The sequence below is a fragment of the Peteryoungia wuzhouensis genome (assembly GCF_003205195.1).
Classification (GTDB): domain Bacteria; phylum Pseudomonadota; class Alphaproteobacteria; order Rhizobiales; family Rhizobiaceae; genus Allorhizobium; species Allorhizobium wuzhouense.
Map to the genome: position 1 here is coordinate 44,139 of NZ_QJRY01000008.1, position 26,213 is coordinate 70,351.

Annotated in this window: 21 protein-coding genes; 11 read left to right on the top strand and 10 right to left on the bottom strand. The window is 61.4% G+C overall.

Annotated features, from left to right (window positions below; translation table 11 throughout):
- Positions 1 to 8: 8 nt before the first annotated feature.
- On the top strand, positions 9 to 1,160 hold the full coding sequence (dprA, locus tag DMY87_RS19625; protein WP_110793337.1) for a DNA-processing protein DprA: 1,152 nt from the start codon (positions 9 to 11) through the stop codon (positions 1,158 to 1,160).
- On the opposite strand, the gene DMY87_RS19630 is transcribed toward dprA, so the two are convergent.
- Positions 1,116 to 1,349: a hypothetical protein gene (locus tag DMY87_RS19630; RefSeq protein ID WP_110793338.1), complete on the bottom strand. Its 234-nt coding sequence runs from the start codon at positions 1,347 to 1,349 to the stop codon at positions 1,116 to 1,118. The genes dprA and DMY87_RS19630 overlap by 45 nt on opposite strands.
- A gap of 248 nt (positions 1,350 to 1,597) precedes the next feature.
- Here DMY87_RS19630 and topA point away from each other — a divergent pair, with 248 nt between their 5' ends.
- From topA to rpmG, 5 genes are all read left to right on the top strand, one after another.
- Positions 1,598 to 4,297 (top strand): type I DNA topoisomerase, encoded by a 2,700-nt coding sequence (gene topA / locus DMY87_RS19640; protein ID WP_110793340.1) that lies wholly within the window; start codon positions 1,598 to 1,600, stop codon positions 4,295 to 4,297.
- A 101-nt stretch (positions 4,298 to 4,398) separates the two neighbouring features.
- A complete protein-coding gene (gene rnr, locus DMY87_RS19645) occupies positions 4,399 to 6,651 on the top strand; it encodes a ribonuclease R (RefSeq protein WP_245408996.1) in 2,253 nt (750 codons plus the stop codon).
- A 25-nt stretch (positions 6,652 to 6,676) separates the two neighbouring features.
- Positions 6,677 to 7,111 carry a DUF983 domain-containing protein gene (locus tag DMY87_RS19650; RefSeq protein WP_110793573.1) on the top strand — a complete coding sequence of 145 codons (435 nt, stop codon included), beginning with the start codon at positions 6,677 to 6,679 and terminating at the stop codon, positions 7,109 to 7,111.
- A gap of 255 nt (positions 7,112 to 7,366) precedes the next feature.
- A complete protein-coding gene (locus tag DMY87_RS19655; RefSeq protein ID WP_110793574.1) occupies positions 7,367 to 8,551 on the top strand; it encodes an MFS transporter in 1,185 nt (394 codons plus the stop codon).
- Positions 8,552 to 8,641: 90 nt separating this feature from the next.
- Positions 8,642 to 8,809: a 50S ribosomal protein L33 gene (gene rpmG / locus DMY87_RS19660; protein WP_003547442.1), complete on the top strand. Its 168-nt coding sequence runs from the start codon at positions 8,642 to 8,644 to the stop codon at positions 8,807 to 8,809.
- Between the two features lie 707 nt (positions 8,810 to 9,516).
- Here rpmG and DMY87_RS19665 read toward each other — a convergent pair.
- Complete coding sequence (locus tag DMY87_RS19665; RefSeq protein ID WP_110793341.1) at positions 9,517 to 10,890, bottom strand: PleD family two-component system response regulator; 1,374 nt, start codon at positions 10,888 to 10,890, stop codon at positions 9,517 to 9,519.
- Positions 10,891 to 10,902: 12 nt separating this feature from the next.
- A complete protein-coding gene (locus DMY87_RS19670) occupies positions 10,903 to 11,274 on the bottom strand; it encodes a response regulator (protein ID WP_062274548.1) in 372 nt (123 codons plus the stop codon).
- A gap of 137 nt (positions 11,275 to 11,411) precedes the next feature.
- On the opposite strand from DMY87_RS19670, the gene DMY87_RS19675 reads away from it, so the two are divergent.
- The 5 genes from DMY87_RS19675 to DMY87_RS19695 all read left to right on the top strand — a co-directional run bounded on the left by DMY87_RS19675 (position 11,412) and on the right by DMY87_RS19695 (position 15,920).
- On the top strand, positions 11,412 to 11,705 hold the full coding sequence (locus DMY87_RS19675) for a DUF3572 domain-containing protein (RefSeq protein WP_110793342.1): 294 nt from the start codon (positions 11,412 to 11,414) through the stop codon (positions 11,703 to 11,705).
- Positions 11,706 to 11,772: 67 nt separating this feature from the next.
- A complete protein-coding gene (locus DMY87_RS19680) occupies positions 11,773 to 12,336 on the top strand; it encodes a hypothetical protein (protein WP_245408986.1) in 564 nt (187 codons plus the stop codon).
- A gap of 109 nt (positions 12,337 to 12,445) precedes the next feature.
- Positions 12,446 to 13,732 carry a DNA polymerase IV gene (locus DMY87_RS19685; protein WP_110793343.1) on the top strand — a complete coding sequence of 429 codons (1,287 nt, stop codon included), beginning with the start codon at positions 12,446 to 12,448 and terminating at the stop codon, positions 13,730 to 13,732.
- 85 nt (positions 13,733 to 13,817) lie between these two features.
- Entirely contained in the window at positions 13,818 to 14,546 is a 729-nt protein-coding gene (locus tag DMY87_RS19690) for a YoaK family protein (RefSeq protein ID WP_245408987.1), read from the top strand.
- Positions 14,547 to 14,675: 129 nt separating this feature from the next.
- Positions 14,676 to 15,920 (top strand): L,D-transpeptidase family protein, encoded by a 1,245-nt coding sequence (locus DMY87_RS19695; RefSeq protein WP_110793576.1) that lies wholly within the window; start codon positions 14,676 to 14,678, stop codon positions 15,918 to 15,920.
- Between the two features lie 6 nt (positions 15,921 to 15,926).
- On the opposite strand, the gene dnaE is transcribed toward DMY87_RS19695, so the two are convergent.
- The 7 genes from dnaE to DMY87_RS19730 all read right to left on the bottom strand — a co-directional run bounded on the left by dnaE (position 15,927) and on the right by DMY87_RS19730 (position 26,210).
- Positions 15,927 to 19,427, bottom strand: a complete 3,501-nt coding sequence (dnaE, locus tag DMY87_RS19700; protein WP_110793345.1) for a DNA polymerase III subunit alpha — start codon at positions 19,425 to 19,427, stop codon at positions 15,927 to 15,929.
- A gap of 330 nt (positions 19,428 to 19,757) precedes the next feature.
- Positions 19,758 to 20,447, bottom strand: a complete 690-nt coding sequence (locus DMY87_RS19705) for an ABC transporter ATP-binding protein (RefSeq protein ID WP_110793577.1) — start codon at positions 20,445 to 20,447, stop codon at positions 19,758 to 19,760.
- 14 nt (positions 20,448 to 20,461) lie between these two features.
- Entirely contained in the window at positions 20,462 to 21,769 is a 1,308-nt protein-coding gene (locus DMY87_RS19710) for a lipoprotein-releasing ABC transporter permease subunit (RefSeq protein ID WP_110793346.1), read from the bottom strand.
- Between the two features lie 48 nt (positions 21,770 to 21,817).
- Positions 21,818 to 23,140, bottom strand: coding sequence for a proline--tRNA ligase (gene proS / locus DMY87_RS19715; RefSeq protein WP_110793347.1), 1,323 nt, complete (start codon positions 23,138 to 23,140; stop codon positions 21,818 to 21,820).
- Between the two features lie 526 nt (positions 23,141 to 23,666).
- Entirely contained in the window at positions 23,667 to 23,942 is a 276-nt protein-coding gene (locus DMY87_RS19720; protein WP_110793348.1) for a DUF1467 family protein, read from the bottom strand.
- 127 nt (positions 23,943 to 24,069) lie between these two features.
- Positions 24,070 to 24,474 (bottom strand): methylmalonyl-CoA epimerase, encoded by a 405-nt coding sequence (mce, locus tag DMY87_RS19725; protein WP_110793349.1) that lies wholly within the window; start codon positions 24,472 to 24,474, stop codon positions 24,070 to 24,072.
- A gap of 68 nt (positions 24,475 to 24,542) precedes the next feature.
- On the bottom strand, positions 24,543 to 26,210 hold the full coding sequence (locus tag DMY87_RS19730; RefSeq protein WP_110793350.1) for a ribonuclease J: 1,668 nt from the start codon (positions 26,208 to 26,210) through the stop codon (positions 24,543 to 24,545).
- Between the last annotated feature and the right edge of the window lie 3 nt (positions 26,211 to 26,213).

The following is a 26,213-nucleotide window of genomic DNA, read 5'->3' on the forward strand; positions in this document are numbered from 1 at the left end:
GGAGAGCCATGGGTTCAGTCGGCGCAGGACGAAAAGGAATTGCGCTGACGGACCGACAAAGGATCGCCTGGCTGCGGCTGATCCGCAGCGACAATGTCGGCCCTGCCACCTTCCGGGATCTGATCAACCATTTCGGCACGGCAGAAGCCGCCCTCGCCGCCCTGCCGGAACTGTCACGGCGGGGTGGATCCGCCCGCGCGATCCGCATCGCCACCGTCGAGGATGCCGAGCGCGAGATCGATATCGCCCGGCGCTTCGGAGCCCAGTTCATCGGCGTCGGCGAGCCGGATTATCCGCCGGCCCTGCGCCAGATCGACGGCGCCCCTCCCCTTCTTGCTGCCAAGGGTGATCTTGCTGCCGCCAGCCTGCCCGCCGTCGGTATTGTCGGCTCACGCAATGCCTCGATCAGCGGCGCCAAGTTTGCCGCCATGATGGCACGTGAAATCGGCAATGCCGGCTATGGCATTGTCTCCGGGCTTGCGCGCGGCATTGATGCCGCCGCCCATCGTGCAAGCCTTGAGACCGGCACGATTGCTGCCATGGCTGGCGGACTCGATCAGCCTTATCCGCCCGAGAATATCGACCTGCTGCGCGCCATCTGCGACGGGCGTGGCCTCGCGGTTTCCGAAATGCCGTTCGGCTGGGAGCCGCGGGCACGGGATTTTCCCCGCCGCAACCGGCTGATCGCCGGCATCGCGCTTGGCGTGGTTGTCATTGAAGCTGCGGCACGCTCCGGCTCGCTGATCACCGCGCGGCTGGCCGGCGAGTTCGGCCGGTTGGTCTTTGCCGTCCCCGGATCGCCGCTCGATCCGCGCTGCGAGGGCACCAACGGGTTGCTGAAGGATGGGGCGACGGTGACGACACGGGCGCTCGACGTGCTGCAGGCCTTGGCACCGATTTCCGAGGTCGACCTGTTCAGCCAGCCGGAAGCTGAGGAACCGGGCGAAGACGGGCAGACACGCATGCTGGCGCCGCCGCCCAACGATGACGAACGGCTGACCATCGTTCAGGCCCTAGGGCCGACGCCGGTGGAGATCGATGACATCATTCGCCATACCGGCTTTGCCGCATCGACCGTCTATCTCGTTCTGCTGGAACTGGATCTTGCCGGCCGGTTAGAACGGCATGCGGGGGGATTTGTGTCGCTCTCCATGGGATAAGGTGAGCGCGCGTCGGCCGGAATGCACGTCGCCGGCTTCGACATAGGCCATTTCGATCAGGTAGCAGAGCATGTCCGCACCCTCGTTTTCCGCAACTGCGCGCAACTCCCCCAGCATCTGGCGGATGTAGGCGATGTTCTCCATCGTGCGGTTACCGCGACCGTTCGTCTCGCCGTTTTCTCGTGCCATCTTCAATGCCCGTCGCTGCGGAAGACCGCGTTTCCCGGCCTCACAGTTTCTTCGTAAAATACGATACATCATTTATTATAGATTGCAATCTAGGCAATATCTCCTTTTGGTTGTGGCGCGTTGCAATTTCGGAAAATGGGTCATACCTCTTGACCGCAGCCGTTTCGCCCTCCATGTCGAAACGTCGGTTTTCCAAGGCGGTGGTACGGTGCCACCGGTTGTGAGTGCTGATGAAGGTGCAGTGAAGCATGAATGTCGTAGTCGTAGAGTCCCCGGCCAAGGCCAAGACGATCAACAAGTATCTGGGTTCCGGATACAAGGTGCTCGCCTCGTTCGGCCATGTGCGCGATCTTCCGGCCAAGGACGGTTCTGTGCTTCCCGACCAGGATTTCGAGATGCTCTGGGAGGTGGATCCCGCCTCGCAGAAGCGGATGAAGGACATCGCGGATGCGGTGAAATCCTCCGACGGCCTGTTTCTCGCGACCGACCCGGATCGCGAGGGTGAAGCGATTTCCTGGCACGTACTCGATCTTTTGAAGAAGAAGCGTGTCATCGGCGACAAGCCGGTCAAGCGCGTCGTCTTCAACGCCATCACCAAGAAGGCCGTGCTCGATGCCATGGCCAATCCGCGCGATATCGACACGCCGCTGGTCGACGCCTATCTCGCGCGCCGTGCGCTCGACTATCTCGTCGGGTTCAATCTGTCGCCGGTTCTCTGGCGCAAGCTGCCCGGCGCCCGCTCGGCTGGCCGCGTGCAATCGGTGGCGCTCCGCCTCGTCTGCGACCGCGAAACCGAGATCGAACGCTTCGTTGCCGAAGAATACTGGAACATCTCGGCGCTTTTGAAGACGCCGCGGGGCGACGAGTTCGTGGCAAAGCTCGTCTCGCACCAGGGCAAGCGCATGCAGCGCAACTCGGTGACCAATGGCGAGCAGGCTGGCAGCATCAAGGAACTTCTCGAAGGTGCTGCCTTCGCCGTTGACAGCGTCGAGGCCAAGCCGGTCAAGCGCAATCCGGGTCCTCCGTTTACGACGTCCACGCTGCAGCAGGCTGCGTCCTCGAAGCTCGGCTTCTCGGCCTCGCGTACCATGCAGGTGGCGCAGAAGCTCTATGAAGGCATCGACATCGGCGGCGAGACCGTTGGTCTCATTACCTATATGCGTACCGACGGTGTGCAGATGGCACCCGAAGCCATCGAAGCTGCCCGCTCCGCCGTTGCCGACCAGTTTGGTCCGCGCTACGTGCCGGAAAAGGCGCGCATCTATTCGACCAAGGCGAAGAACGCCCAGGAAGCGCACGAAGCGATCCGCCCCACCGACTTCAACCGCTCGCCGGACAAGGTGCGTCGTTTCCTCGATGCCGACCAACTGCGTCTCTACGACCTGATCTGGAAGCGCGGCATTGCCAGCCAGATGGCGTCGGCCGAAATCGAACGTACCACGGTCGAAATCCTCGCCGACAACAAGGGCGACAAGGCGGGCCTGCGCGCCGTCGGCTCCGTCATCCGTTTCGACGGCTTTATCGCCGCCTATACCGACCAGAAAGAAGATGGCGAACCGGCGGAGGACGGTGACGACGAGGATGGCCGCCTGCCGGAGATCAATGCGCGCGAGGCGCTCGCCAAGAGCAAGATCAATTCCAGTCAGCATTTCACCGAGCCGCCGCCGCGCTATTCGGAAGCCTCGCTGATCAAGAAGATGGAAGAGCTCGGCATCGGCCGTCCGTCCACCTATGCCGCGACGCTGAAGACCTTGAGCGACCGCGAATATGTCATCATGGACAAGCGCAAGCTCGTTCCCCATTCCAAGGGGCGACTGGTCACGGCCTTCCTCGAAAACTTCTTCACGAAGTATGTCGAATACGATTTCACCGCCGATCTCGAGGAGAAGCTCGACAAGATCTCGGCCGGTGAACTCAACTGGAAGGACGTGTTGCGCGACTTCTGGAACGACTTCTTCTCGCAGATTGAAGACACCAAGGAGCTGCGCGTCACCAATGTGCTTGATGCGCTGAACGAAGCGCTTGCACCGCTGGTGTTCCCGAAGCGCGAAGACGGATCCGACCCGCGCATCTGCCAGGTCTGCGGCACGGGCAATCTGTCGCTGAAGCTCGGCAAATACGGCGCATTCGTCGGCTGTTCGAATTATCCGGAATGCAATTACACCCGCCAGCTGACCAATGACGGCAATGCCGAGGCCGATGCCGGCGGCAACGAGCCGAAGGCGCTCGGCAAGGATCCGGTGACGGAAGAGGAAATCACGCTGCGTTCGGGCCGGTTCGGGCCTTACGTGCAGCGCGGCGACGGCAAGGAAGCGAAGCGTTCCTCGCTGCCGAAGGGCTGGGCGCCCGGTGATATCGATTTCGAGAAGGCACTGTCGCTTCTGTCGCTGCCACGCGATGTCGGCCCGCATCCGGAAACCGGCAAGATGATTTCGGCCGGTCTCGGCCGCTACGGACCCTTCGTGCTGCATGACGGCACCTATGCCAATCTTGAAGGCATTGAGGATGTGCTGTCGATCGGAATCAACCGTGCCGTGACCGTGCTGGCTGAGAAGAAAGCCAATCCGGGCGGGCGTGGCCGAACCGCAGCGGTTGCGCTGAAGGAACTCGGCGAGCATCCTGACGGTGGCGCGATGACGGTCCGCGACGGTCGTTTTGGTCCCTATGTCAACTGGGGCAAGGTGAATGCCACCCTGCCGAAGGGCAAGGATCCGCAGTCGGTCAGCGTCGAGGAAGCTCTGGTGCTGATCGCCGAGCGTGCAGCCAAGGATGGCGGCAAGGTCAAGGCGAAGAAGGCCCCGGCCAAGACTGCCAAGGCGAAGGCCGGCGATGCGACGGATGCAAAGCCGAAGAAGGCTGCGGCCAAGCCGAAGGCCAAGACGGCTGCCAAGGCCACAGCAAAGGCGCCTGCGAAGGCAAAGACAACAACGAAGAAGAGTGCGACTTGAGCAGAAAATTCCGCGACCCCTCCGAGATCCCCGGCTCCGGCAATCGCAAGAGCCGGCGTGCGGAAGGCGCGGCCAAGGCGAAGGCAGACAACACCAACGCCATCATCCATGGCGAGGTGCCTTCGCGCGAGGTGCTGCTGCAGTTCATCACCGACAATCCCGACCGCGCCTCCAAGCGCGAGATCGCCAAGGCCTTTGGGTTGAAGGGCGATACACGGGTGGAGCTAAAGCAGGCGCTGCGCGATCTGGAGAATGACGGTCTTGTTAACAAGACCCGCAAGTCGCTGGCGCGGCCGGGCGCCCTGCCCCCGGTGACCGTTCTCGACATCACGACGCGCGACAAGGACGGCGAGCTGATCGGTCGGCCCGCCGAATGGCCTGAGGACGCCGGAGCGGCACCGGCCGTGCTGATCCGCCAGTCGAGTTCCGATCGCGCCAAGGGCAAGACTGCCGTTGGCGGCATCGGCGACCGGGTGCTCGCCAAGATCTTCGCCAACAAGGACCGTGCAGGCCCGGCCTATACCGCACGCGTCATCAAGGTCATCGACCGTCAGCGTGGCGCCGTGCTCGGTGTCGTCAGGATGATGGGCGAAGGCGCACGCCTGATGCCGATCGAGCGCCGGGGCGAGGAGATGCAGATCGATGCGGCCGATATCGGCGAGGCCAAGGATGGCGATCTCGTCGAAGTCGAGGTGTCGCGCGCGACGCGTCTGGGGCTCACCCGCGCACGGGTGCTGAATATCGTCGGCTCGGTTGCCTCGGAAAAGGCGATCTCGATGATCGCCATTCATGCGCATGGAATTCCCTATATCTTCCCGCAGTCTGTCATCGACGAGGCGGAGGCGGCGAAACCGGCCAGCATGTCCCACCGCGAGGACTGGCGTCATGTGCCCCTGATCACCATCGATCCGCATGACGCCAAGGACCATGACGACGCCGTCTATGCCGAACCCGACACCTCGGAAGACAATCCGGGCGGCGTGGTCGTGACCGTCGCCATCGCCGACGTCTCTTATTACATCCGGCCGAAATCGGCGCTCGATCGCGAGGCGTTGAAACGCGGTAATTCGGTCTATTTCCCCGACCGTGTCGTGCCGATGCTGCCGGAGCGGATCTCCAACGATCTCTGCTCGCTGCGTGAAGGTGTGGACCGGCCGGCGCTCGCCGTGCGCATGGTGTTTTCGGCCGAAGGTCGCAAAGTCCGGCACACTTTCCATCGCATCATGATGAAGAGTGCGGCCAAGCTGTCTTACCAGCAGGCACAGGCGGCGATCGACGGCCAGGCAGATGAGAAGGCAGGGCCGCTGCTCGAGCCGATCCTGAAGCCGCTATGGGCAGCCTATGCTACCCTGAAGCGCGGGCGCGATCGCCGCCAGCCGCTCGAACTCGACATGCCGGAGCGCAAGATCATCCTGAAGCCCGACGGCACCGTCGACCGGGTGCATGTGCCGGAACGTCTCGACGCGCATAAGCTGATCGAAGAGATGATGATCCAGGCGAATGTGGCCGCCGCAGAAACGCTGGAGGCCAAGCGCCAGAAGCTCGTTTACCGCATCCATGATGCGCCGACGCTCTCGAAGCAGGAAGTCTTGCGCGAGTTCCTGGCGACGATCGGCTTCTCGCTGGTCAAGGGCGGCAATCTGCGCTCCAACTCGTTCAACGGTATTCTGGCGAAGGCGCAGGACACGCCGCACCAGATCATCGTCAACGAGATGGTGCTGCGCAGCCAGAGCCAGGCGATCTACAGCCCAGACAATATCGGCCATTTCGGCCTGAACCTGATGAAATACGCGCATTTCACCTCGCCGATCCGGCGTTATGCCGACCTGATCGTGCATCGCGCGCTCGTCGCGGCGCTGGGGCTCGGCGAAGGCGGGATCACGCAGGAGGAAGAGGCAAGCCTCGAGGATATCGCCGCCGAAATCTCGACCTTCGAACGTCGGGCAATGGCGGCCGAGCGCGACACCGTCAACCGTCTGGTCGCACACCATCTGGCGGGCCGCATCGGCGAGGATTTTGAAGGCCAGATCGGCGGTGTCACCAAGTCGGGGCTTTTCATCAGCCTGCCGCAATTTGGCGCAGATGGCTTTATCCCGGTTTCAACTCTGGGACGGGACTACTATATCTACGACGAAGCCCACCAGGCCTTGACGGGCGAGAAGTCTGGACTGGGTTATCAGCTCGGCGACACCGTCGAGGTGCGGCTTGTCGAAGCCGTGCCGCTTGCCGGTGCGCTGCGCTTCGAAATGCTGAGCGAAGGGCGCAAGATGCCGGCAGGCGCGCGCTCCTTCCACAAGGCCGGCGGGCGGGGCAGGAAACAGCCCGGCACAAGGCCGCCGCGTTCGAGACGGTGATGCAGTTACGCCCCGGAGAGAGATGATGACGGCTAACCAGACGAATCTGACAGCGCAATTCGGTGGTGCAAGCGAGGTTGAGCGTCCGCTGGGGCGTTCGATCAAGCGCGGCCTGCTGTGCCGCTGCCCGAACTGTGGCGAGGGCAGACTGTTCGGCCGCTATCTCAAGGTCGTCGACACATGTGCAGCCTGCGGCGAGGAATATCATCACCACCGCGCCGACGACCTGCCCGCCTATCTCGTGATTCTCGTGCTCGGCCACGTGCTCGTCGGGGGGTTCATGGCCACCGACCTCGTCTTCGTGCTGCCCGGCTGGGTGCATTTCGCCATCTGGGCACCGATCGGCGTCGTGGCATCGCTGCTCAGCCTGCAGCCGATCAAGGGCGGTGTGGTGGGCCTGCAATGGGCGCTTCGCATGCATGGCTTCGGCGGCGCAAAGGACGAAGTCGAAGATCACTGAGTGGCGTCCCGGCGATGACAGTCACCGTCACGCGGGCGTGCCCCTTTACGCTTAACTATCACTCTTCCTGTTACTCGTGATTCGCGGTGAACTCCGTTGGACAGGTTGACAGCCAGGCGAATTCCGGTGTGAACATGCCGCGCCCACATAACACGGTCGGGAGCTCGTACATTTCCATGCCATTCAAGATGCCGAATATTTGTTTGCTGTGGCCCTTCCCGGCCCCGGCGCGTGGTCATTTTGGGATGGTGCATGATGGCTGAGCCGAAGGACTGCCTGAACGGCGACCGGGAAGAGATCCACTGGCCATCACTGGTCGCGGCTATCTCCGCCATCTCGGCCGTCGGCATCGCCATTGGGCTCGGCCTTCCGCTGCTCAGCATCATCCTCGAGAAGCGTGGCATCTCGTCCACCCTGATCGGCCTCAACTCCGCCATGGCCGGCATAGCCGCGATGGCGGCAGCGCCGGTGACAACCAAGATTGCCCACAAGCTCGGCGTGGTTCCCACCATGCTCTGGGCCGTGCTTCTCTCTGCCATCAGTGCCGTCGGCTTCTATTATGCGACGCAGTTCTGGATGTGGTTTCCGCTGCGCATCGTCTTTCATGGCGCGACGACCACCCTCTTCATCCTGTCGGAATTCTGGATCAATGCCGCAGCGCCATCGCGCAAGCGTGGCCTGGTCATGGGCATCTATGCCACCATGCTCGCGGTCGGCTTCGCCTCCGGGCCGCTGATCTTCTCCGCCATCGGCAGTGACGGGCTGCTGCCGTTCGCAGTCGGTGCTGCGGCCATCCTTGCGGCCGCCATTCCCATCTATATCGCCCGTTTCGAAAGTCCGCTGCTGAACGAGAAGCCGGAGATGCATTTCTTCCGCTACATCTTCCTCGTTCCGACCGCGACCGTTGCCGTCTTCGTCTTCGGCGCTGTCGAAGCGGGCGGGCTGTCGCTCTTTCCGATCTATGCCACCCGTACGGGCTTTACCGAGACGCAGGCCGCCCTGCTGCTCACCGTCATGGGCATCGGCAACATGGTGTTCCAGATCCCGCTGGGGCTGCTCTCCGACCGCATGAAGGACCGCCGGCTGCTGCTCTCGGTTCTCGCCTTCATCGGGCTGTGTGGCTCGATGGCGCTGCCTCTCCTGTCCGACCACTGGCAGCTGATGGCGGTCGTGCTGCTGTTCTGGGGCGGCTGCGTATCCGGTCTTTATACGATCGGGCTCAGCCATCTCGGCTCGCGACTCACCGGGGCAGACTTGGCGGCCGCCAATGCGGCCTTCATCTTCTGCTACGCGGTCGGCACGGTTGCCGGCCCACAGGCGATTGGCGCCGCCATCGATCTCACAGGAAACGACGGTTTTGCCTGGGCAATCGCGGGCTTCTTCGCCCTCTATGTCGTGCTTTCCTTGGGTCGCCTGCTTTTTACCCGGAAACGCACTTGACTTTTCGGGCGCGATTTGTAGTTTCGCGCCAGATTTGCCGTGGACCTCGTTCGGTCGTCCACGGCTTCGTTTATTAGAGGCAGGACGACCATGGCCAAGGCTACAACCATCAAGATCAAGCTTCTGTCGACGGCCGACACGGGTTTCTTCTACGTGACCACGAAGAACAGCCGTACGATGACGGACAAGATGACGAAGACCAAGTACGACCCGGTTGCTAAGAAGCATGTCGAGTTCAAGGAAACCAAGATCAAGTAATCTCTTGATCGGACTGGTTCCACAAAAAGGCGTGTCACTCTGTGACGCGCCTTTTTCTTTGGCATGTGTTGATGCCCGACGCGCCCTTCCCGGCAGGGAACAAACAAAAACACCGGCTCCCGTTGGGGAACCGGTGTTCTTTTAGAAAGGGGGTCGGTCAGCATGCAAACACGGCACGAGGAACCGCTTTGACGTTGCACACCAACCGACCGACCCCACGACCCAGGAGATGCGGCGGACCTGACATCATGGGGTATCCAAAACCTCTCGGAGAGGTCTTTTTCGATGAGGTCAAACTCTCTTAAGTAGAGAAAAAAATCAACAGTTTATTAACTGCCGCACGTTGCATGCTCTTGATATGGTTAAATTCGGGACAGAAAGACTTGAGTGGCCGCACTTGTTGATCGCGCCCGAACGTTTATTCCCGGAGCAATTGTATAGTCCACTGTCTCAACAACAAGCTTAGCGGCAAGCACGGGTAAAGTCCGAAGGATTGATCGCAGATCAGATCGCAAAAGAAATATCTAATATAAAGGTAAGTCTTTATGATATGCAAAAGAATGCATGCAGTCTGGTCAAGCAATGGCGTTCATTGCGCCGGAAATATTGGTGAAATGAAAACGATACAACTGTAACCGCTGAAAAACAGTGCAACGGCGTCACAATCGCCCTTTTTCACGGCAGCGCAAAAAGCTGTGAATGGTTGTTCAGGCGGCGGCCGCAACAACTCGATTTCGTCCGGAATTCTTCGCTTCGTAGAGCGCTCGGTCAGCCTGCTTCAGCAATTGCTCCGGCGTGTCGATACCCGGCCCCAGTGTCGCGATCCCCATGGACGCCGTCAGCATCAAGGGCACCTCGCCCGATCGGAGCTGGAAAGGACGGGCCTCGATCATCAACCGCAGACGCTCTGCGACATTGGCTGCAACATCCGCTGTCGTATCCGGCATGACGAGCACAAACTCTTCACCGCCGTAGCGGCATGCGAGATCGGCGCCCCGCACGGTGGACCGAATCCGGCCCGAGAACTCTTTCAGAACCTCGTCACCGGCATCGTGGCCGAACTGGTCATTCACCAGTTTGAAGCGGTCGATATCCGTGATGCAGATGGTGAGCGGGCGACCGCGCACCTTCGCGCGGGCAAAGAGCGTGCGCAACTGGGTGTCGAGGTAGCGACGATTGTGGAGGCCCGTGAGGCCATCGGTCACGGCCAGTTCGATCGTCTGGCGCACACTGTTGCGCAGGCGGTCATTGTAGCGCTTGCGGCGAACCTGGGTCAGCGCACGCGCCACGAGTTCGTTCGGATCGAGCGGGCGCACGATGTAATCGTTCACGCCGAGGTCGAGGGCACGGATGATCATCTGCTCGTCGCCCTGCTCTGTGATCAGCAGGATCGGGATGAAGCGCGTGCGCTCCAGCGAGCGAAGCTGCGAGCAGAAGCGCAGGGGATCGTAGTCCGCGAGGTTGCTGTTGACGATCACCAGATCGTAACCGTTTTCGGCAGCTTCAAAAACGGCGGCCTGGGGATCCGACAGGGCGCTCACTTCAGCAATCGGCTTCAGCGTCTTGACGATACGCTCCTGAGACGCGCCGCGGCTGTCGACGAGAAGCACCTGGGCCTGCTCTTCCAGACGGCCGTCCGTCAGGCGAAGGGCATCGTCGATACCAGCGTGGCGCGTGCCGTCGTGACGGATGCGCAATTCATCGCTCAGCGTCTTCAGGCGCACGAGGCTCTTGACGCGGGAAATCAGTTGCAGATCATTGACCGGCTTGGTCAGAAAATCGTCGGCACCGGCTTTCAGACCACGCACGCGGTCGGATGGCTGGTCGAGGGCAGTGACCATGACGACAGGAATATGGGCTGTACGCGGATTGGACTTCAACCGCTCGCAAACCTCGAAGCCATCCATTTCCGGCATCATGATGTCGAGCAGGATCACATCGACCTGGGTGCGGTCGCAGATATCGAGAGCGTCGAAGCCATTGCTCGCGGTCAGGACGTCGAAATACTCCGCCATCAGCCGCGCTTCGAGCAGCTTCACATTGGCAGGAATATCGTCAACGACCAGAATACGCGCTGTCATGACATCGGCTCCTCACGCATCCCCGAGATAGGTCTTGATGGTCTCGATGAATTTGGGAACCGAAATCGGCTTGGAGACATAGGCTTCGCATCCGCCCTGGCGGATACGCTCCTCGTCACCCTTCATGGCGAAGGCGGTTACCGCAATCACCGGGATCACGTGCAGATCGGGATCGTCCTTCAGCCACTTGGTCACTTCAAGTCCGGAGACCTCCGGCAGCTGGATGTCCATGAGAATCAGATCGGGCTTGTGGCGGCGCGCCAGATCCATCGCCTCCATGCCATTGCGGGTCTGCACCGTCTCATAGCCGGAGGCCTCGATAAGATCGCGGAAGAGCTTCATGTTCAGCTCATTGTCTTCGACAATCATTACCTTTTTCGGCATCCACCCGGTCCTTTGTCCCGCATCTTCAGGGTTCCGTTGCCAGACCCAGGCGCGAGTTCGCATCTTCCGTCACCCTACATGCTAGTGCTATTTGGTTTCGAAATCGGTAATTTGCCAGGGAAACAGGAAAAGACTTTATGAAAAACAGAGATATACCTGCGAGCGCCGAAGACACAGCAGTCGCTGTCCTTGGCTGGCTGGCCAACGAGCCGGACATGCTCTCGCGGTTCCTCGCCCTGTCCGGCGTGCAGCCGGGGCAGATGCGGGATGCTGTCAACGACCCCGGCTTTCTCGCCGGCATGCTGGAATTCCTGATGCAGCACGAGCCGACCCTCATGGAATTCTGCCAGGCAACGGACACCAAACCCGAGGTGGTCGTTGCTGCCTATCACCACTATGTGCGACCCGGGCTCGATTCGGGCGAGTTCTGATGCTCACCGATCTCGAACACATCAAGCTTGCCGACCGCCGCTCATCGTCTGCGACGTCGACGACGTGGTGCTCCAGTTCGCCACGCCTTTCGAAGCCTTCCTGCTGGAGCGCGGCTACAGCCTGCTGCCGCGCTCGTTCAAGCTGACCGGCAATATCGTCGACGCCGCAGAGACGGCGCTGAATGATGTGGCGGTCAATGCTTTGATCCACGACTTCTTCATCGAGCAGGATCGCTGGCAGACGCCTTTCGCCGAAGCCGTGGACAGCCTGCATGCGCTGGCCGAAGAGGCCGATCTCGTCTTTCTCACCGCCATGCCGCCGCGACACGCGGAAGTGCGGCGCCGGCTGCTCGACCGGCTGACGCTCTCCTACCCGATGATATCAAGCGAGGAGCCGAAGGGACCGATCGTTGCGGCGCTGCATGGTAAACGCGCCCTGCCCCTTGCCTTTGTCGACGATATGGTCGGCAATCTGCGCTCGGTCGGCGAACATGTGCCGGACTGTGCGCTGGTCTATCTGCCACCGGATGTCGCGATTTTCCGCTTTGCGCCGGATCCGGAGCCGCATGTGCTGCGGGCACAAGACTGGGCCGAGGCACGGGGTCTGATCGAGACGCATTTCCGCAATTGAGTGGACGTTTCGACAAAGGACGTGGGGACAGGCTGACTGCGCCGAGCGTGGCTCTTGTCATGCGTCGGGGCGCGGCATAGGGTTGGCATGTTCAACCTTTGTTCCCGCGATGTCAACGACCGACCATCTTCACCCCGGCTTCTGCCGTGACTGCCTGAAAGGGCAGCCCGATGGACTGCGGCGCTGTCGCGCCTGCGGCAGTCCCCGGCTGGTCTATCATCCGGAACTCTATGACCTGACACTCGCGCATGTCGATTGCGATGCCTTCTACGCGGCGGTGGAGAAACGCGACAATCCCGAACTCGTCGATAAGCCCGTGATCATCGGCGGCGGCAAACGTGGCGTTGTCTCGACCGCCTGTTATGTGGCGCGCATCCATGGGGTGCGTTCGGCCATGCCGATGTTCAAGGCGCTGGAGGCCTGTCCGCAGGCTGTCGTGATCAAGCCGGACATGGAGAAATATGTGCGCGTTGGGCGCGAGGTGCGGGCGCTGATGGAGGAGTTGACGCCGCTGGTGCAGCCGATCTCGATCGATGAGGCCTTTCTCGAACTGCGTGGCACGGAGCTTTTGCATCACGATCCGCCGGCGCGGGTGCTGGCGCGCTTTGCCCGTCGGGTGGAACAGGAAATCGGGATCACGATCTCGGTTGGCCTGTCCTACTGCAAGTTCCTCGCCAAGGTTGCTTCCGACCTGCAGAAGCCACGCGGCTTTTCTGTGATCGGGGCTTCGGAGGCGATCTCGTTTCTCGCCGACAAGCCGGTGACGCTGATCTGGGGCGTGGGCAAGGCGCTGGCCGCCACTCTGCAGGCCGACGGCATCCGCACGATCGGACAGTTGCAGGTGATGGAGGAAGCGGCCCTCATGCGACGCTACGGCGTCATGGGACAGCGGCTGGCGCGGCTGGCACGCGGCATCGACGACCGCAGCGTGCATCCCAACGATCCGGCCAAGAGCGTCTCGGCAGAGACGACGTTCTTCGACGATATCAGCAAGCCGGAAGACCTGATCGTACATCTACGAGAACTCTCGGAAAAGGTTGCCTGGCGGCTGAAGCGGCATGGGATCGCCGGCCAGACCGTCGTGCTGAAGCTGAAAACCGCCGACTTCAAGTCGCGGACCCGCAACCGGCGGCTGGACGATCCGACGCAATTGGCGGACCGGATCTTTCGCACGGGCATGGCGCTTCTGGAGAAGGAGGCCGACGGAACGCGTTTTCGCCTGATCGGGATCGGGGTCAGCGATCTGAAAGATGCGGCGACGGCCGATCCGCCGGATCTGGTCGACGCGCAGGCCACGCGGCGGGCGGCGGCGGAAGCGGCGATGGACAAATTGCGCGACAAGTTCGGCAAGGGTACGGTACAGACCGGTTACACCTTTCCCGGAAAGCGGTCTTGAGTCTGACATGGCCCTACCCCACGCCCACGAACCGAGGCCTCAGCCGGCTTTGCGCCCTCACCGAGCAGATCGGCGATGGCGCCATTTGCGGATCGCGGCCTCATACCGCCGCCGGCGTGGTAATGACCTTCTGCTCGGCATCATTCTCGCCTTCATCGCGGGGGCCATGAATGCCGGCGGCTTCCTGGCTGTCGGGCGCTACACCTCGCACATGACCGGTGTCGTCTCCTCCATCGCCGACGATCTGGCGCTCGGCTTGTTCGGACTGGTTGGCGCGGGGCTGGCACTGCTCTTTTCCTTCCTGTCCGGCGCCGCCTGCTCGGCAATCCTGATCAACTGGGCGCGGCGGCATGCCAGGCGTCAGCAATATGCCTATCCGCTGGCACTCGAATCCGGCCTGCTGATCGCCTTTGCCGGTCTCGGCACGCTCCATGACGCCGCCGTCGCGCCGGCCACTGCCGTGCTCCTGTGCTTCGTGATGGGACTGCAAAATGCGACGATCACCAAGATTTCCGGTGCCCGCATCCGCACCACGCATCTGACCGGCATGGTGACCGATATCGGGATCGAGCTCGGCAAGTTCGCCTATCTCGGGATCGCCCGCCTGCTGTCGCATCCGCCCATCCCCGTCGATGGGCGAAAGCTCTCGATCCTGCTTCCGATCGTCTCGATGTTCTTCTTCGGCGGATTGGTCGGTGCGCTGGGCTTCAAGCATCTGGGCCATGCCTTCGCGCTGCCGATTGCGGCACTCCTGCTGGCCGTCGCCTCGCCGCAATTGCAGGGACGACGGCGGGCACAATCGGCCGGCGGCTGACGGAAAAAGCCTGGGGACAGCCGATCAAACATCCGTGTACCGGGCACGTCGTCCAGCGATTGCGAAACTTTTCTTAAACTTCGCCGGATACTATCGCGCCATCCTGTTTTGCGTATTCCCGGTCGTATCATGTTCAAGCGTTTCGCCCTCGCCTTCAGCCTTGGCCTCATGGCCAGCAGCGCCCTTACCAACTCCGTTCTTGCCGCCGATCGTGGCCCCTTGCAGATCTACGTCTCCAAGGCGATGCAGACGCTGACCGTCTATGATGGCGACGAGCTTCTGATGACATCGAAGGTGTCGACCGGCAAACCCGGCCATACGACGCCCTCCGGCATCTTCTCGATCCTCGAGAAGCGCAAATATCACGAATCCAACATCTATTCGAACGCGCCGATGCCCTTCATGCAGCGGCTGACCTGGTCGGGCATTGCGTTGCACGAGGGCAAGGTTCCCAATTATCCGGCCTCGCATGGCTGCGTGCGACTGCCAAACGGCTTTGCCAAGACACTGTTTTCGATGACCGAACGCGGCGCCCATGTGATCATTACCGACGAGCCGGTGACACCGCAGCCGATCTTTGCCGCCAACCTCTTCGTTCCGCGTCAACCCGTCCCTGAAGGCGGATTGCTGTCGGATGCCGAATTGCGCCCGACCAAGATCGAGGCGTCGCTCAAACCCGTCGAAGTCGCGATGAACGAGGTCTTGCCCAGGGCCGGCGCCGCCGCCCAGCTGGTGCTCGACGACGAGCCGCCGCTCCGTATTCTCATCACCCGGCGCAGCCAGCGCGAACAGGTGCGCGACGTACAGGAAATGTTGACCGAACTTGGCTTCGACGCAGGGGCCACGGACGGCGTGCTCGGCAGCCAGACGCTGGCCGCGATCCGCGGCTACAAGCGCTGGAAGTCGATCGAAAAGGACGGCGAAATTCTCTCGCCCCGCTTCATCGCGGCGCTCACGACATCGGCCGGCCGCGGCAAACCGCTCGACGGACAGATCATGGTCCGGCAGAAGTTCAAGCCGATCTACGAGGCGGCGATCGGCATCCGCGCGCCCGAAAAGGGCCTGGGCACGCATTTCATCGAAGCGAGCCACGTCGACCGTTTCAAGGGCAAGGTGGAATGGCGCAGCGTCAGTATCGAGAACCATCTGCCCGCCCCAACGCTGAAGCGCCTGGGCATTACCGAGCCTGCCGATGACGTCAACCGCGTGACGGCAGAAGACGCTCTCGCCCGGCTCGACATCCCAGGCGATGTCAGAGCGAAGATCGAGACCATGCTGAGCGAAGGCTCATCCATCACGATCTCCGACAGCGGGATCGGCCCGGAGACCGGCGACGGGACCGATTTCATTACCGTGACGCGCAAGAAGGGGTGAGCGCCCTCACACCAGTTCGACATCCAGCACGCCCGGCGTCGAGCGCATGGCAGCGGCGATTTCCGGCGAGATGCGGAAGCGCTCGGTGAGTTCGACCTCGATCTCGCGCTTGCCTTCGTCCTTGATGACGATAAAGGACACCAAGCCATCGCCGCGGGCATTGAGGTGGGCAGCGACCGCGCGCAAGGGGCCGGAATCGCGGACATAGACGCGCATCGCTTTCTGCATGCGGATCGACTGCTCCTCCAGCGACTGTGCCGTCTGGATGCGCAGGCCGACACCTTCCGGACGCTCTTCGGCGGCGACCGTGATGACCAGCGATTTGCCGGATTCGAGCAGGTCGCGATACTGGTTAAGCCCTTCTGAGAAGAGCACCGCTTCATACTGGCCGGAGGCATCCGAGAAGGTGACGATGCCCATCTTGTTGCCGGTGCGCGTTTTCCGCTCCTGCTTCGAGATCACGGTTCCGGCCAGACGCCCAGCTGTCGCCCCCTGTTTTACCGCGACCGAAAAATCGGCAAAGTTCTGGACGCGCAGCTTGTCGAGCAGGCTGCGATAGGCATCCAGCGGGTGGGCCGAGAGATAAAATCCGAGCACCTGGAACTCGCGCATCAGCTTTTCCGAGGAGAGCCAGGGCGTATAGGGCGCAAAGGCGATCTGCTCCGGTCCGCTGGCGCCGCCTGAACCGAACATGTCGGACTGGCCGCTCACGGCATTTTCCTGGGCGCGCTGGGCATAACCCATGATGCGGTCGAGGCTGCCGATCAGTTCGGCACGGTCACGGCCGAAGCAGTCGAAGGCGCCGGCGGCGATCAGGCTTTCGAAGACGCGGCGGTTGATCTGCTTGGGGTCGATGCGCAAGCAGAAATCCTCGAGGCTTGCGAACGGCGTATCGCCGCGCACCTGGACGATGTGTTCAACGGCGTTTTCGCCGACGCCCTTGATGGCCGCCAGCGCGTAATAGATGCGGTTCGGGCCGGTCTGGAAATGGCGGTAGGAAGTCTGCACCGAGGGCGGCACCACTTCGATGCCAAGACGGCCGGCATCCTGGCGGAAGTCGACCAGCTTTTCGGTGTTGGCCATATCGAGCGTCATGGAGGCCGCCAGGAACTCGACCGGGTAATGCGCCTTCATATAGGCGGTCTGGTAGGAGACGATGGCATAGGCGGCGGCATGCGACTTGTTGAAGCCGTAGTTTGCGAACTTGGCGAGAAGTTCGAAGATGTTGTTGGCCTGCGGCTTGGAGACGCCATTCTTCATCGCGCCGTCGACGAAACGGGCCGACTGCTGGTCCATCTCGGCCTTGATCTTCTTACCCATGGCGCGGCGCAGAAGGTCGGCTTCGCCGAGCGAATAGCCTGAGAGCACCTGAGCGATCTGCATGACCTGCTCCTGGTAGACGATAACGCCCTGCGTTTCCTTCAGCAGATAGTCGATCTTGGGGTGGACGGAGGCCAGCTCCTCCTCGCCATGTTTGCGGGCATTGTAAACGGGGATGTTCTCCATCGGGCCCGGTCGATAGAGCGCCACGAGCGCGATGATGTCCTCGATGCAGTCGGGGCGCATGCCGATGAGGGCCTTGCGCATGCCGGCGCTTTCCACCTGGAACACGCCGACGGTTTCGCCGCGCGAGAGCATCTCGTAGGTGAGCGTGTCATCGAGCGGGATCGCCGCCAGATCCACCTTGTGGCCGCGCTGTTCGACGACGAAATCGACGGCGGTTTTGAGCACCGTCAGCGTCTTTAGTCCAAGGAAGTCGAATTTGACCAGGCCGGCCTGTTCGACCCATTTCATGTTGAACTGGGTGACCGGCATATCGGAGCGCGGATCGCGATACATCGGCACCAGCTTGGACAGCGGACGGTCGCCGATGACGATACCGGCGGCGTGCGTCGAGGCGTGGCGGTAGAGACCTTCGATCTTCTGGGCAATTTCGAGCAGACGCGCGACAACAGGCTCTTCGGCGGCTGCCTCCTGGAGCTTGGGTTCCTCCTCGATCGCCTTGGAGAGGGGCGTCGGGTTGGCCGGGTTGTTGGGCACAAGTTTGCAGATCTTGTCGACCTGCCCATAGGACATTTCCAACACACGGCCGACGTCGCGCAGAGCGGCCCGCGCCTGCAGCGATCCGAAGGTGATGATCTGTCCCACCTGCTCGCGGCCGTATTTCCGCTGCACATAACGAATGACCTCTTCGCGGCGCTCCTGGCAGAAGTCGATATCGAAGTCAGGCATCGAGACGCGTTCCGGATTGAGGAAGCGTTCGAACAGCAGCGAGAAGCGCAAGGGGTCGACGTCGGTGATGGTCAGCGCGTAGGCGACCAGCGAACCCGCACCCGAACCGCGGCCCGGACCGACCGGAATATCATGCTGCTTGGCCCACTTGATGAAGTCCGAAACGATGAGGAAGTAACCGGGGAACTTCATGCGCTCGATGACCGAGAGCTCGAATTCCAGCCGTTCGCGATAGTCCTTCTCCTCGTAACCCGGCGCCATGCCCAAGGCGGCGAGACGATTGTCGAGACCCTCGATTGCCTGGCGGCGAAGCTCCAGCGCTTCCTCGCGTTCCGCCTCTTCCGGATCGTCGCTGCCGCCGGTGAACCGCGGCAGGATCGGTTTACGGGTGGAGAGCACGAAAGAGCAGCGCCGGGCGATTTCGACCGTATTGTCCAGGGCCTCCGGCAGGTCGGAAAACAAGGCCTGCATTTCGGCACGGCTCTTGAGGTAATGGTCCGGCGTCAGGCGGAAGCGATCATCATTCGACACGATGGCGTTATGGGCAACCGCCATCAAGGCGTCATGGGCATCGTAGTCATCGCGCGCCGGGAAGAAGGCTTCGTTCGTTGCCACCAGCGGCAGGTCATGGTCGTATGCAAGCTGCACCATGCGGCGCTCGTGGCTGCGGTCGTAATTGCCGTGGCGCTGCAATTCGACATAGAGGCGATCACCGAAGAGATCCTTCAGGGTCAAAAGGCGCGCTTGTGCCTGCGTTGCATGCCCATCGCGCAGCGGGCGATCAACAGGCCCACCGCCTGCACCGGTTAGTGCAATCAGGCCCTCCGTGCCGCTTTCCCTCAGCCAGGAGACTTTGACATGCACCGGCTGGCCGGCATCGCCGCCGAGATAGGCGCGACTGACGAGATCGACAAGACGCTCATAACCCGCAGCATCCGAGGCAAGCACGACGATGGCCGGCAGATCCGGCATATGGCCATTGCCGCCCCGTTTCTCACCGGTCGAGTCTTCCATGTCGATCGACAACTGGCAGCCGATGATGGGTTGTACGCCATCACCGATCGCCTTCTGGGAGAATTCGAGCGCGACAAAGAGATTATTGGTGTCGGTAATCGCAATCGCCGGCTGGTCGTCGGAGACGGCCTTGCCAAGGATTTTTTTCAGCGGGAGCGCACCTTCGAGTAGAGAATAGGCCGAATGCACCCGAAGATGCACGAAGCCCGGTCCCGTCAGCGATCCGGAAGGTGCGTCGATCCCGCTTGTGCTCTCGCCCATACCGTCCATTCCTCGCATTACATTGAATCACCGAGATTTTCGATGTTCGCGTCTGCGAAGTCCAGTCACGTTTGTGGCGATCGGCAGGTGTCTACAGGTTTCGTCGATGCCCGCTCACAGAGCGAGCATCAGGAGGGTCATGCTGGCAACGAATACGGCCATGGAGGTGAATGCAGCAACGTCACGAATAATTTCGGTCATGTCTGTCTCCTGTTTCCTCTATGTTTGTATTTTGTTCCCTTCTTGTTCTTCTGTCAACCCTAAAAAAGCCAAGGCACGCACGGGAACAAAATTCCCACTCGCGCAACGAAACCAAGGATGTAGAGTGGATCAGGCCTGGATTTCGACGACCTTGCCGTCGATGAGCGTCACGCAACGATCCATGCGCCGCGCAATCTCGTGATTGTGGGTCGCGATCATCGCCGACAGGCCCGACTGGCGCACAAGCGCTTCGAGGGCGGAGAAGACATAGGACGCCGTCTCGGGATCGAGATTGCCGGTCGGCTCATCCGCGAGCAGGACAAGCGGTGCGTTGGCAACGGCGCGGGCAATCGCCACGCGCTGCTGCTCGCCGCCGGAAAGTTCGGCCGGACGATGATCGGCACGGTGGCCGACGCGCATATAGTCGAGCAACTGCTTGGCGCGCTCGGCCGCTTCCTTGCGGGTCAGGCCGGCGATCAACTGCGGCATCATCACATTCTCAAGCGCTGAGAATTCCGGCAGCAGGTGGTGGAACTGATAGACGAAGCCGACGGAGTTGCGGCGCATTGCGGTCCGCTGTTCGTCGGGCAGCTCCTGGCAGGCAACGCCCCCCAGTGTCACTTCGCCGGCATCCGGATGCTCCAGGAGACCCGCGACATGCAGAAGTGTCGACTTGCCCGTGCCCGAGGGAGCGACCAGCGCCACCGTCTCACCGGTGCGCAGGGTAAAATCAGCCCCCTTCAGGATCGAGAGCACGGTTTCGCCCTGACCGTAATGGCGGTCGATGCCGGTGAGAGACAGAACGATGTCGTTGGCCATCGGGATCGGCATCCTTATTCGTAACGCAGGGCCTGGACAGGATCCAGGCGCGAGGCCCGCCAGGCCGGGAAGATGGTCGCCATGAAGGACAGGCTGAGCGCCATGACCACGACAGAGACCGTCTCGCTGACATTCATGTCGGCGGGCAGCTGGCTGAGGAAATAGAGTTCGGGGTCGAACAGAACGGTGCCCGAGATCCAGGAGAAGAACTGGCGGATGCTCTCGATGTTCAGACAGACGATGATGCCGAGCGCGACGCCGGCAAATGTGCCCGCTGTGCCGATGGCAGCGCCCGTCATGAAGAAGATGCGCATGATGGCGCCCGAGGTCGCCCCCATGGTACGCAGGATCGCGATGTCGCTCGCCTTGTCCTTCACCAGCATGATCAGGCCGGAGATGATGTTGAGAGCGGCGACGAGCACGATCAGTGTCAGGATCATGAACATGACGTTGCGCTCGACCTGCAGGGCCGAGAAGAAGGTCTGGTTGCGCTGGCGCCAGTCCGTGACGAAGATCTGCCGGCCAGCGGCCTGTTCGATCAGCGGCCGCAGCCGGTCGACGTCGTCGGGGTTGTCGATGAACAGTTCGATCGACTGAACGATGCCTTCGACGTTGAAATAGAGCTGCGCCTCTTCAAGCGGCATGTAGATGATCGAGGCATCATATTCCGACATGCCGATCTCGAAGATGCCGGAGACGGGATAGGATTTGACCCGCGGATTGACGCCAAGCGGCGTGATATCGCCTTCCGGGGAAACAAGCGTGATCGTATCGCCAGCCGACAGGCCGAGCTGTGCTGCCATGCGCGAGCCGATCAACACGCCCTGCCCTGCGGCAAAGCCGACCATGTCACCTTGGCGTATGTTCGAGGAGACAACGGAGAGCTTGGTGAGGTCATCGGGTCGAATGCCCCGGACCAGAGCGCCGCTGCCCGCCCCTTCGCGGCCGGAGGCCAGTGTCTGGCCCTCAACGAGCGGCAGCGCCATCTTGACGCCCTCGACAGCGCTGAAGCGCGTGGCCAGTTCGGCATAATCGGACAGCGGCTGATCGACCGGCTGGACGATCATGTGGCCGTTGATGCCGAGGATGCGCGAGACAAGCTCCGTCCGGAAGCCGTTCATGACAGCCATGACGATGATCAGCGTCGCGACGCCCAGCATGATGCCGATGAAGGAGAAACCGGCGATCACCGAGATGAAGGCTTCCTTTCGCCGGGCGCGCAGGTAGCGCCAGGCCACCATGCGTTCGAAACCGGAAAAGGCACGCGCAGGCAAACCCTTTTCGGATCCTGCCGTGTCGTTGCCAGCAGCCTTGCTCGCCATGGTCACTCCTTGCCCTCAGGTCAGTCCGACAGCGTCAAGCCGTCAAGGTCAGGCGGTCAGCTTGTTGATCGCCGCCTCGATCGTCATCGTCTCGCGGGCGCCGGTCTGGCGGTCCTTGAGTTCGATTTCGCCTGATGCCACGGAGCGCGGCCCGGCGATGATCTGGACGGGAACGCCGATGAGATCGGCGGTCGCGAACTTGGTCCCTGCCCGGTCGTCCGTGTCATCATAGAGCACGTCCTTTCCGGCAGCCTGCAGCGCTGCATAGAGCGTTTCGCAGGCCTTGTCGCAGGCCTCGTCGCCGGCCTTCATGTTGATCACCACGGCATCGAAGGGCGCGACGGAGGCCGGCCAGATGATTCCGTTGTCGTCATGCGAGGCTTCGATGATGGCGGGAACAAGGCGTGTCGGGCCAATGCCGTATGATCCCATGTGGACAAGGTGCTCCTTGCCGTCAGGACCTTGGACCTTGGCACCCATCGGCTCGGAATATTTCGTGCCGAAATAGAAGATATGGCCGACCTCGATGCCGCGGGCCGACAGACGATCGTTTTCGCCGATGGCGCCGAAGGCCGCTTCGTCATGCATTTCCGACGTCGCCGCATAGACCGAGGTCCACTTGTCGAAGATCTTCTGCAGACCGGCGACATCGTCGAAATCAGTATCAACAGACGGAATGTCGAAATCGACGAAGCTCTTGTGGCAGAAGACCTCCGATTCACCCGTGTCGGCGAGAATGATGAATTCGTGGCTGTGATTGCCGCCGATCGGGCCGGTATCGGCGCGCATCGGGATCGCGCGCAGGCCAAGGCGATCGAAGGTGCGCAGGTAAGCGACGAACATCTTGTTGTAGGAATGGATCGCATCGGCCTGGGTCAGGTCGAAGGAATAGGCATCCTTCATCAGGAATTCGCGCGAGCGCATGGTGCCGAAGCGCGGGCGGATCTCGTCGCGGAACTTCAGCTGGATGTGGTAGAGATTGAGCGGCAGGCTCTTGTAGGACTTCACCGACGAGCGGAAGATGTCGGTGATCATTTCCTCATTGGTCGGGCCGTAGAGCATCGGACGGTCCTGGCGGTCCTTGATGCGCAGCATTTCCTTGCCGTAGTCCTCGTAGCGACCGCTTTCCTGCCAGAGCTCGGCCGACTGGAGGGTCGGCATGGAGAGCTCGATGGCGCCGGCGCGGTTCTGCTCTTCGCGGATGATCGCGTTCACCTTGTCGAGCACGCGCTTGCCGAGCGGCAGCCAGGAATAGATGCCCTGGCTCTGCTGGCGGATCATGCCCGTCCGCAACATCAGGCGGTGGGACACGATCTCCGCTTCCTTGGGGTTTTCCTTGAGGATCGGCATGAAGTAGCGCGACAGACGCATAACGAATTCCAGACAGTTGACGATGCCGCGCGGCCGCGCGGAATCAGCGATTGAAGACGGATATCAGGATGCGTTCATAGCCGGTTGGACTCCAGAAGAAAACCCGCAAGCCGGAGACAGTCCAATCGCCCACAGGCAGGCGGCGTGCGCACCCTCAACGACCCGCAAGCACAGCGCAGACTGGCAATTCATGACGGAGATGCGACAGATTTGCACGCCCAAAATTTTTCCGTTTACTGTTACAATTCTGCAAGATTTGGGGGTGACAACGTCCATAGTTTGGGCTAGGTTCAGCCCACAAAAGAGGCAAGGAGTTCAAATCTTTGCCATTCTCGCGGTCAAGTCTTGGGAGGATCAGATCTTAGGCGCGCTTTGTCGCAGCCCCTTAATTGGTGAAGGATCACGCGATACTTGGAACAAGGTCTTTTGACCTTGTTTTTTTTTGCCCTTCCGACAGGCATTCGCCTTCAGTCTGAGGACCGGCGAGCCGACACACTCTTCCTAGCTACCCTTCGACGTGTTTGGCTTATTGCTGGACAAGGCCCGGCACAAAAACCGGCAGATCCTTGAAACCCCATCCGAAGTAAGTCTCCGCCACATACCAGGCGCCATAAATGGCGCCGGATACAAGCGTGGTCAGCAGCATAACGCGGCCGCCGCGGAAGCGGCTCGGAGCGCTTGCAACGGTGCCCGGCACCACGGACTGGTCCTCTTCCTGCGTGCGCATGCCGATCGGCAGGATGGCAAACAAAGTCAGCCACCAGATGACGAAATAGACGGCCAGGCCCGAAAGGAATGCCATGGTACTTGCTCCACGTTCAGGCCGCGCGATGTCATGACCGGCGGCACGGACTTCCTATAAGCGCACAGACCATACCAGACAAAGGTCAAAGCGTCGCATGCGGGGAAAACTGCAGGGTCCGGGTTGATCAGACCTGTTCGAGTTCGATCAGCGTGCCGAAGAAATCCTTCGGGTGCAGAAAGAGAACCGGCTTGCCATGCGCGCCGATCTTCGGCTCGCCAGAGCCGAGAACACGGGCGCCCGTTGCCGACAACTGGTCGCGGGCAGCGAGGATATCCTCAACCTCATAGCAGATGTGATGCATGCCGCCGGAAGGGTTCTTGTCCAGGAAAGCGGCGATGGGAGACTCGGCACCGAGCGGCTCCAGCAGTTCGACCTTGGTATTCTCAAGCTCGACAAATACCACCGTCACGCCATGCTCCGGCAACGCCTGGGCCTGGGAGACATGGGCACCCAGCGTATCCCGATAGCTCGCCGTAGCTGCGGCGAGATCGGGGACGGCGATGGCGATGTGATTGACGCGGCCCAGCATGAGCAACCTCCGACAAGTCTTCAGGACAAACGTGGCGCCAGATTATGCGAAGCACCCGTTGCCGTCTGTCAGACTTTGGTCAGGAACACGGTGACGACAGGCTTCTTGCCCCAGACCTCGTTGGCGGTGGAACGAACCGCACGCCGGATGGCCTCGCGCACTGTGCCCAGATCCTTGCGACGGCTGCGCGGAATGCTTTCGACGGCACCCAGGACGGCGTCGTAGAGCGTGTCTTCCATGGCCTCGCCCTCGAAATCATATTCGGGCAGGCCGATCGGCACGACATCGGGGTCGCCGAGGAAGTCGAAACGGCTGTCGAGCACGACGTTCACTGCAACATGGCCGACATAGGACAGCTTCTTGCGATCACCGATGCCCATCTCTTCCATGTCGCCGAGCAGACGGCCATCCTTGTAGACGCGGCCGAACGGCGCCTGATCGATGACTTCGGCAGGGCCCGGCGCCAGTCGCAAAATGTCGCCATTGCGCACGCGCGGCACCGTCTTGATGCCGGCCTGCAGCCCAAGCTCGGCCTGGGCGACAAGATGGGCGGCTTCGCCATGCACGGGAACCAGAATTTCCGGACGGGTCCACTCGTACATCTTCAAAAGTTCATTGCGGCGCGGATGGCCTGAGACGTGCACCAGCGCTTCCGCGTCGGTCACAATATGCACGCCCTGTTCGACCAGTCCATTCTTGATGTCCTGGATTGCCTTTTCATTGCCGGGAATGGCGCGCGAGGAAAAGACGACCGTATCGCCCGACGTCAGTGCGACATTGCGCATTTCGTCCCGCGAGAGCTTGGCGAGAGCCGCGCGCGGCTCGCCCTGGCTGCCGGTCAGGATCACGACGACCTTGTCGCGCGGAATGAAACCGTATTCGTCTTCGGCGATGAAGGGACGAAGGCCCTGCATGATGCCGATATCCTCGGCCACTGCCGTGACACGCTTCAGCGAGCTGCCAAGAAGCAGCACTTCGCGGCCGGCGGCTTCTGCCGCCTGGGCAATCGAGCGGATACGGCCGACATTGGAGGAAAAGGTGGTGATCGCGACACGGCCCTCGGCCGCCTCGATGATCTTGCGCAGGCCTTCGGAGACGGCCTCTTCCGAGGGCGATACGCCGTCACGCATGGCATTGGTGCTGTCGCAGAGAAGTGCCAGAACGCCTTCGTCGCCGACGGCCCGGAAACGGGCTTCATCGGTCATCGGGCCAAGCGACGGATTGTGGTCGATCTTCCAGTCACCGGTATGGACGACATTGCCGAGCGGTGTGCGGATGACCAATGACATCGGCTCGGGGATCGAGTGGTTGACGCCGATTGCCTCGATTTCGAAAGGCCCGACATTGATCCGGTCGCCCTGCTTGAAAGGCGTGATCGGAATTTCGGCGCGCGAGCCTTCATAATCGCGCTTGGCTTCCAGCATGCCGGCGGTAAAGCCCGAGGCATAGACGGGCACGTTGAGGCCCGGCCAAAGATCGTTCAGCGCACCATAATGGTCCTCGTGGGCATGGGTGATGATGATGCCCTTGAGGTTCTTCTTCTGCGACTTCAGGAAGCGCAGGTCGGGAAGGACGAGGTCTACGCCCGGCAGATCCGGGCCGGCAAAAGTCACGCCACAATCGACCATGATCCATTGGCGATTGGACGGCGGACCATAACCGTACAATGCGAGGTTCATCCCGATTTCCCCTACACCGCCCAGCGGGAGGAAAACCAGTTCGTCGTTCTTGGCCATTCT

What these genes read in the sequence shown, in the direction of transcription:
- dprA (WP_110793337.1), top strand. Translation starts at nt 9, where the DNA reads ATGGGTTCAGTCGGCGCAGGACGAAAAGGAATTGCGCTGACGGACCGA.
- DMY87_RS19630 (WP_110793338.1), bottom strand. Translation starts at nt 1,349, where the DNA reads ATGGCACGAGAAAACGGCGAGACGAACGGTCGCGGTAACCGCACGATG.
- topA (WP_110793340.1), top strand. Translation starts at nt 1,598, where the DNA reads ATGAATGTCGTAGTCGTAGAGTCCCCGGCCAAGGCCAAGACGATCAAC.
- DMY87_RS19650 (WP_110793573.1), top strand. Translation starts at nt 6,677, where the DNA reads ATGACGGCTAACCAGACGAATCTGACAGCGCAATTCGGTGGTGCAAGC.
- DMY87_RS19655 (WP_110793574.1), top strand. Translation starts at nt 7,367, where the DNA reads ATGGCTGAGCCGAAGGACTGCCTGAACGGCGACCGGGAAGAGATCCAC.
- rpmG (WP_003547442.1), top strand. Translation starts at nt 8,642, where the DNA reads ATGGCCAAGGCTACAACCATCAAGATCAAGCTTCTGTCGACGGCCGAC.
- DMY87_RS19665 (WP_110793341.1), bottom strand. Translation starts at nt 10,890, where the DNA reads ATGACAGCGCGTATTCTGGTCGTTGACGATATTCCTGCCAATGTGAAG.
- DMY87_RS19670 (WP_062274548.1), bottom strand. Translation starts at nt 11,274, where the DNA reads ATGCCGAAAAAGGTAATGATTGTCGAAGACAATGAGCTGAACATGAAG.
- DMY87_RS19675 (WP_110793342.1), top strand. Translation starts at nt 11,412, where the DNA reads ATGAAAAACAGAGATATACCTGCGAGCGCCGAAGACACAGCAGTCGCT.
- DMY87_RS19685 (WP_110793343.1), top strand. Translation starts at nt 12,446, where the DNA reads ATGTCAACGACCGACCATCTTCACCCCGGCTTCTGCCGTGACTGCCTG.
- DMY87_RS19695 (WP_110793576.1), top strand. Translation starts at nt 14,676, where the DNA reads ATGTTCAAGCGTTTCGCCCTCGCCTTCAGCCTTGGCCTCATGGCCAGC.
- dnaE (WP_110793345.1), bottom strand. Translation starts at nt 19,427, where the DNA reads ATGGGCGAGAGCACAAGCGGGATCGACGCACCTTCCGGATCGCTGACG.
- DMY87_RS19705 (WP_110793577.1), bottom strand. Translation starts at nt 20,447, where the DNA reads ATGGCCAACGACATCGTTCTGTCTCTCACCGGCATCGACCGCCATTAC.
- DMY87_RS19710 (WP_110793346.1), bottom strand. Translation starts at nt 21,769, where the DNA reads ATGGCGAGCAAGGCTGCTGGCAACGACACGGCAGGATCCGAAAAGGGT.
- proS (WP_110793347.1), bottom strand. Translation starts at nt 23,140, where the DNA reads ATGCGTCTGTCGCGCTACTTCATGCCGATCCTCAAGGAAAACCCCAAG.
- DMY87_RS19720 (WP_110793348.1), bottom strand. Translation starts at nt 23,942, where the DNA reads ATGGCATTCCTTTCGGGCCTGGCCGTCTATTTCGTCATCTGGTGGCTG.
- mce (WP_110793349.1), bottom strand. Translation starts at nt 24,474, where the DNA reads ATGCTGGGCCGCGTCAATCACATCGCCATCGCCGTCCCCGATCTCGCC.
- DMY87_RS19730 (WP_110793350.1), bottom strand. Translation starts at nt 26,210, where the DNA reads ATGGCCAAGAACGACGAACTGGTTTTCCTCCCGCTGGGCGGTGTAGGG.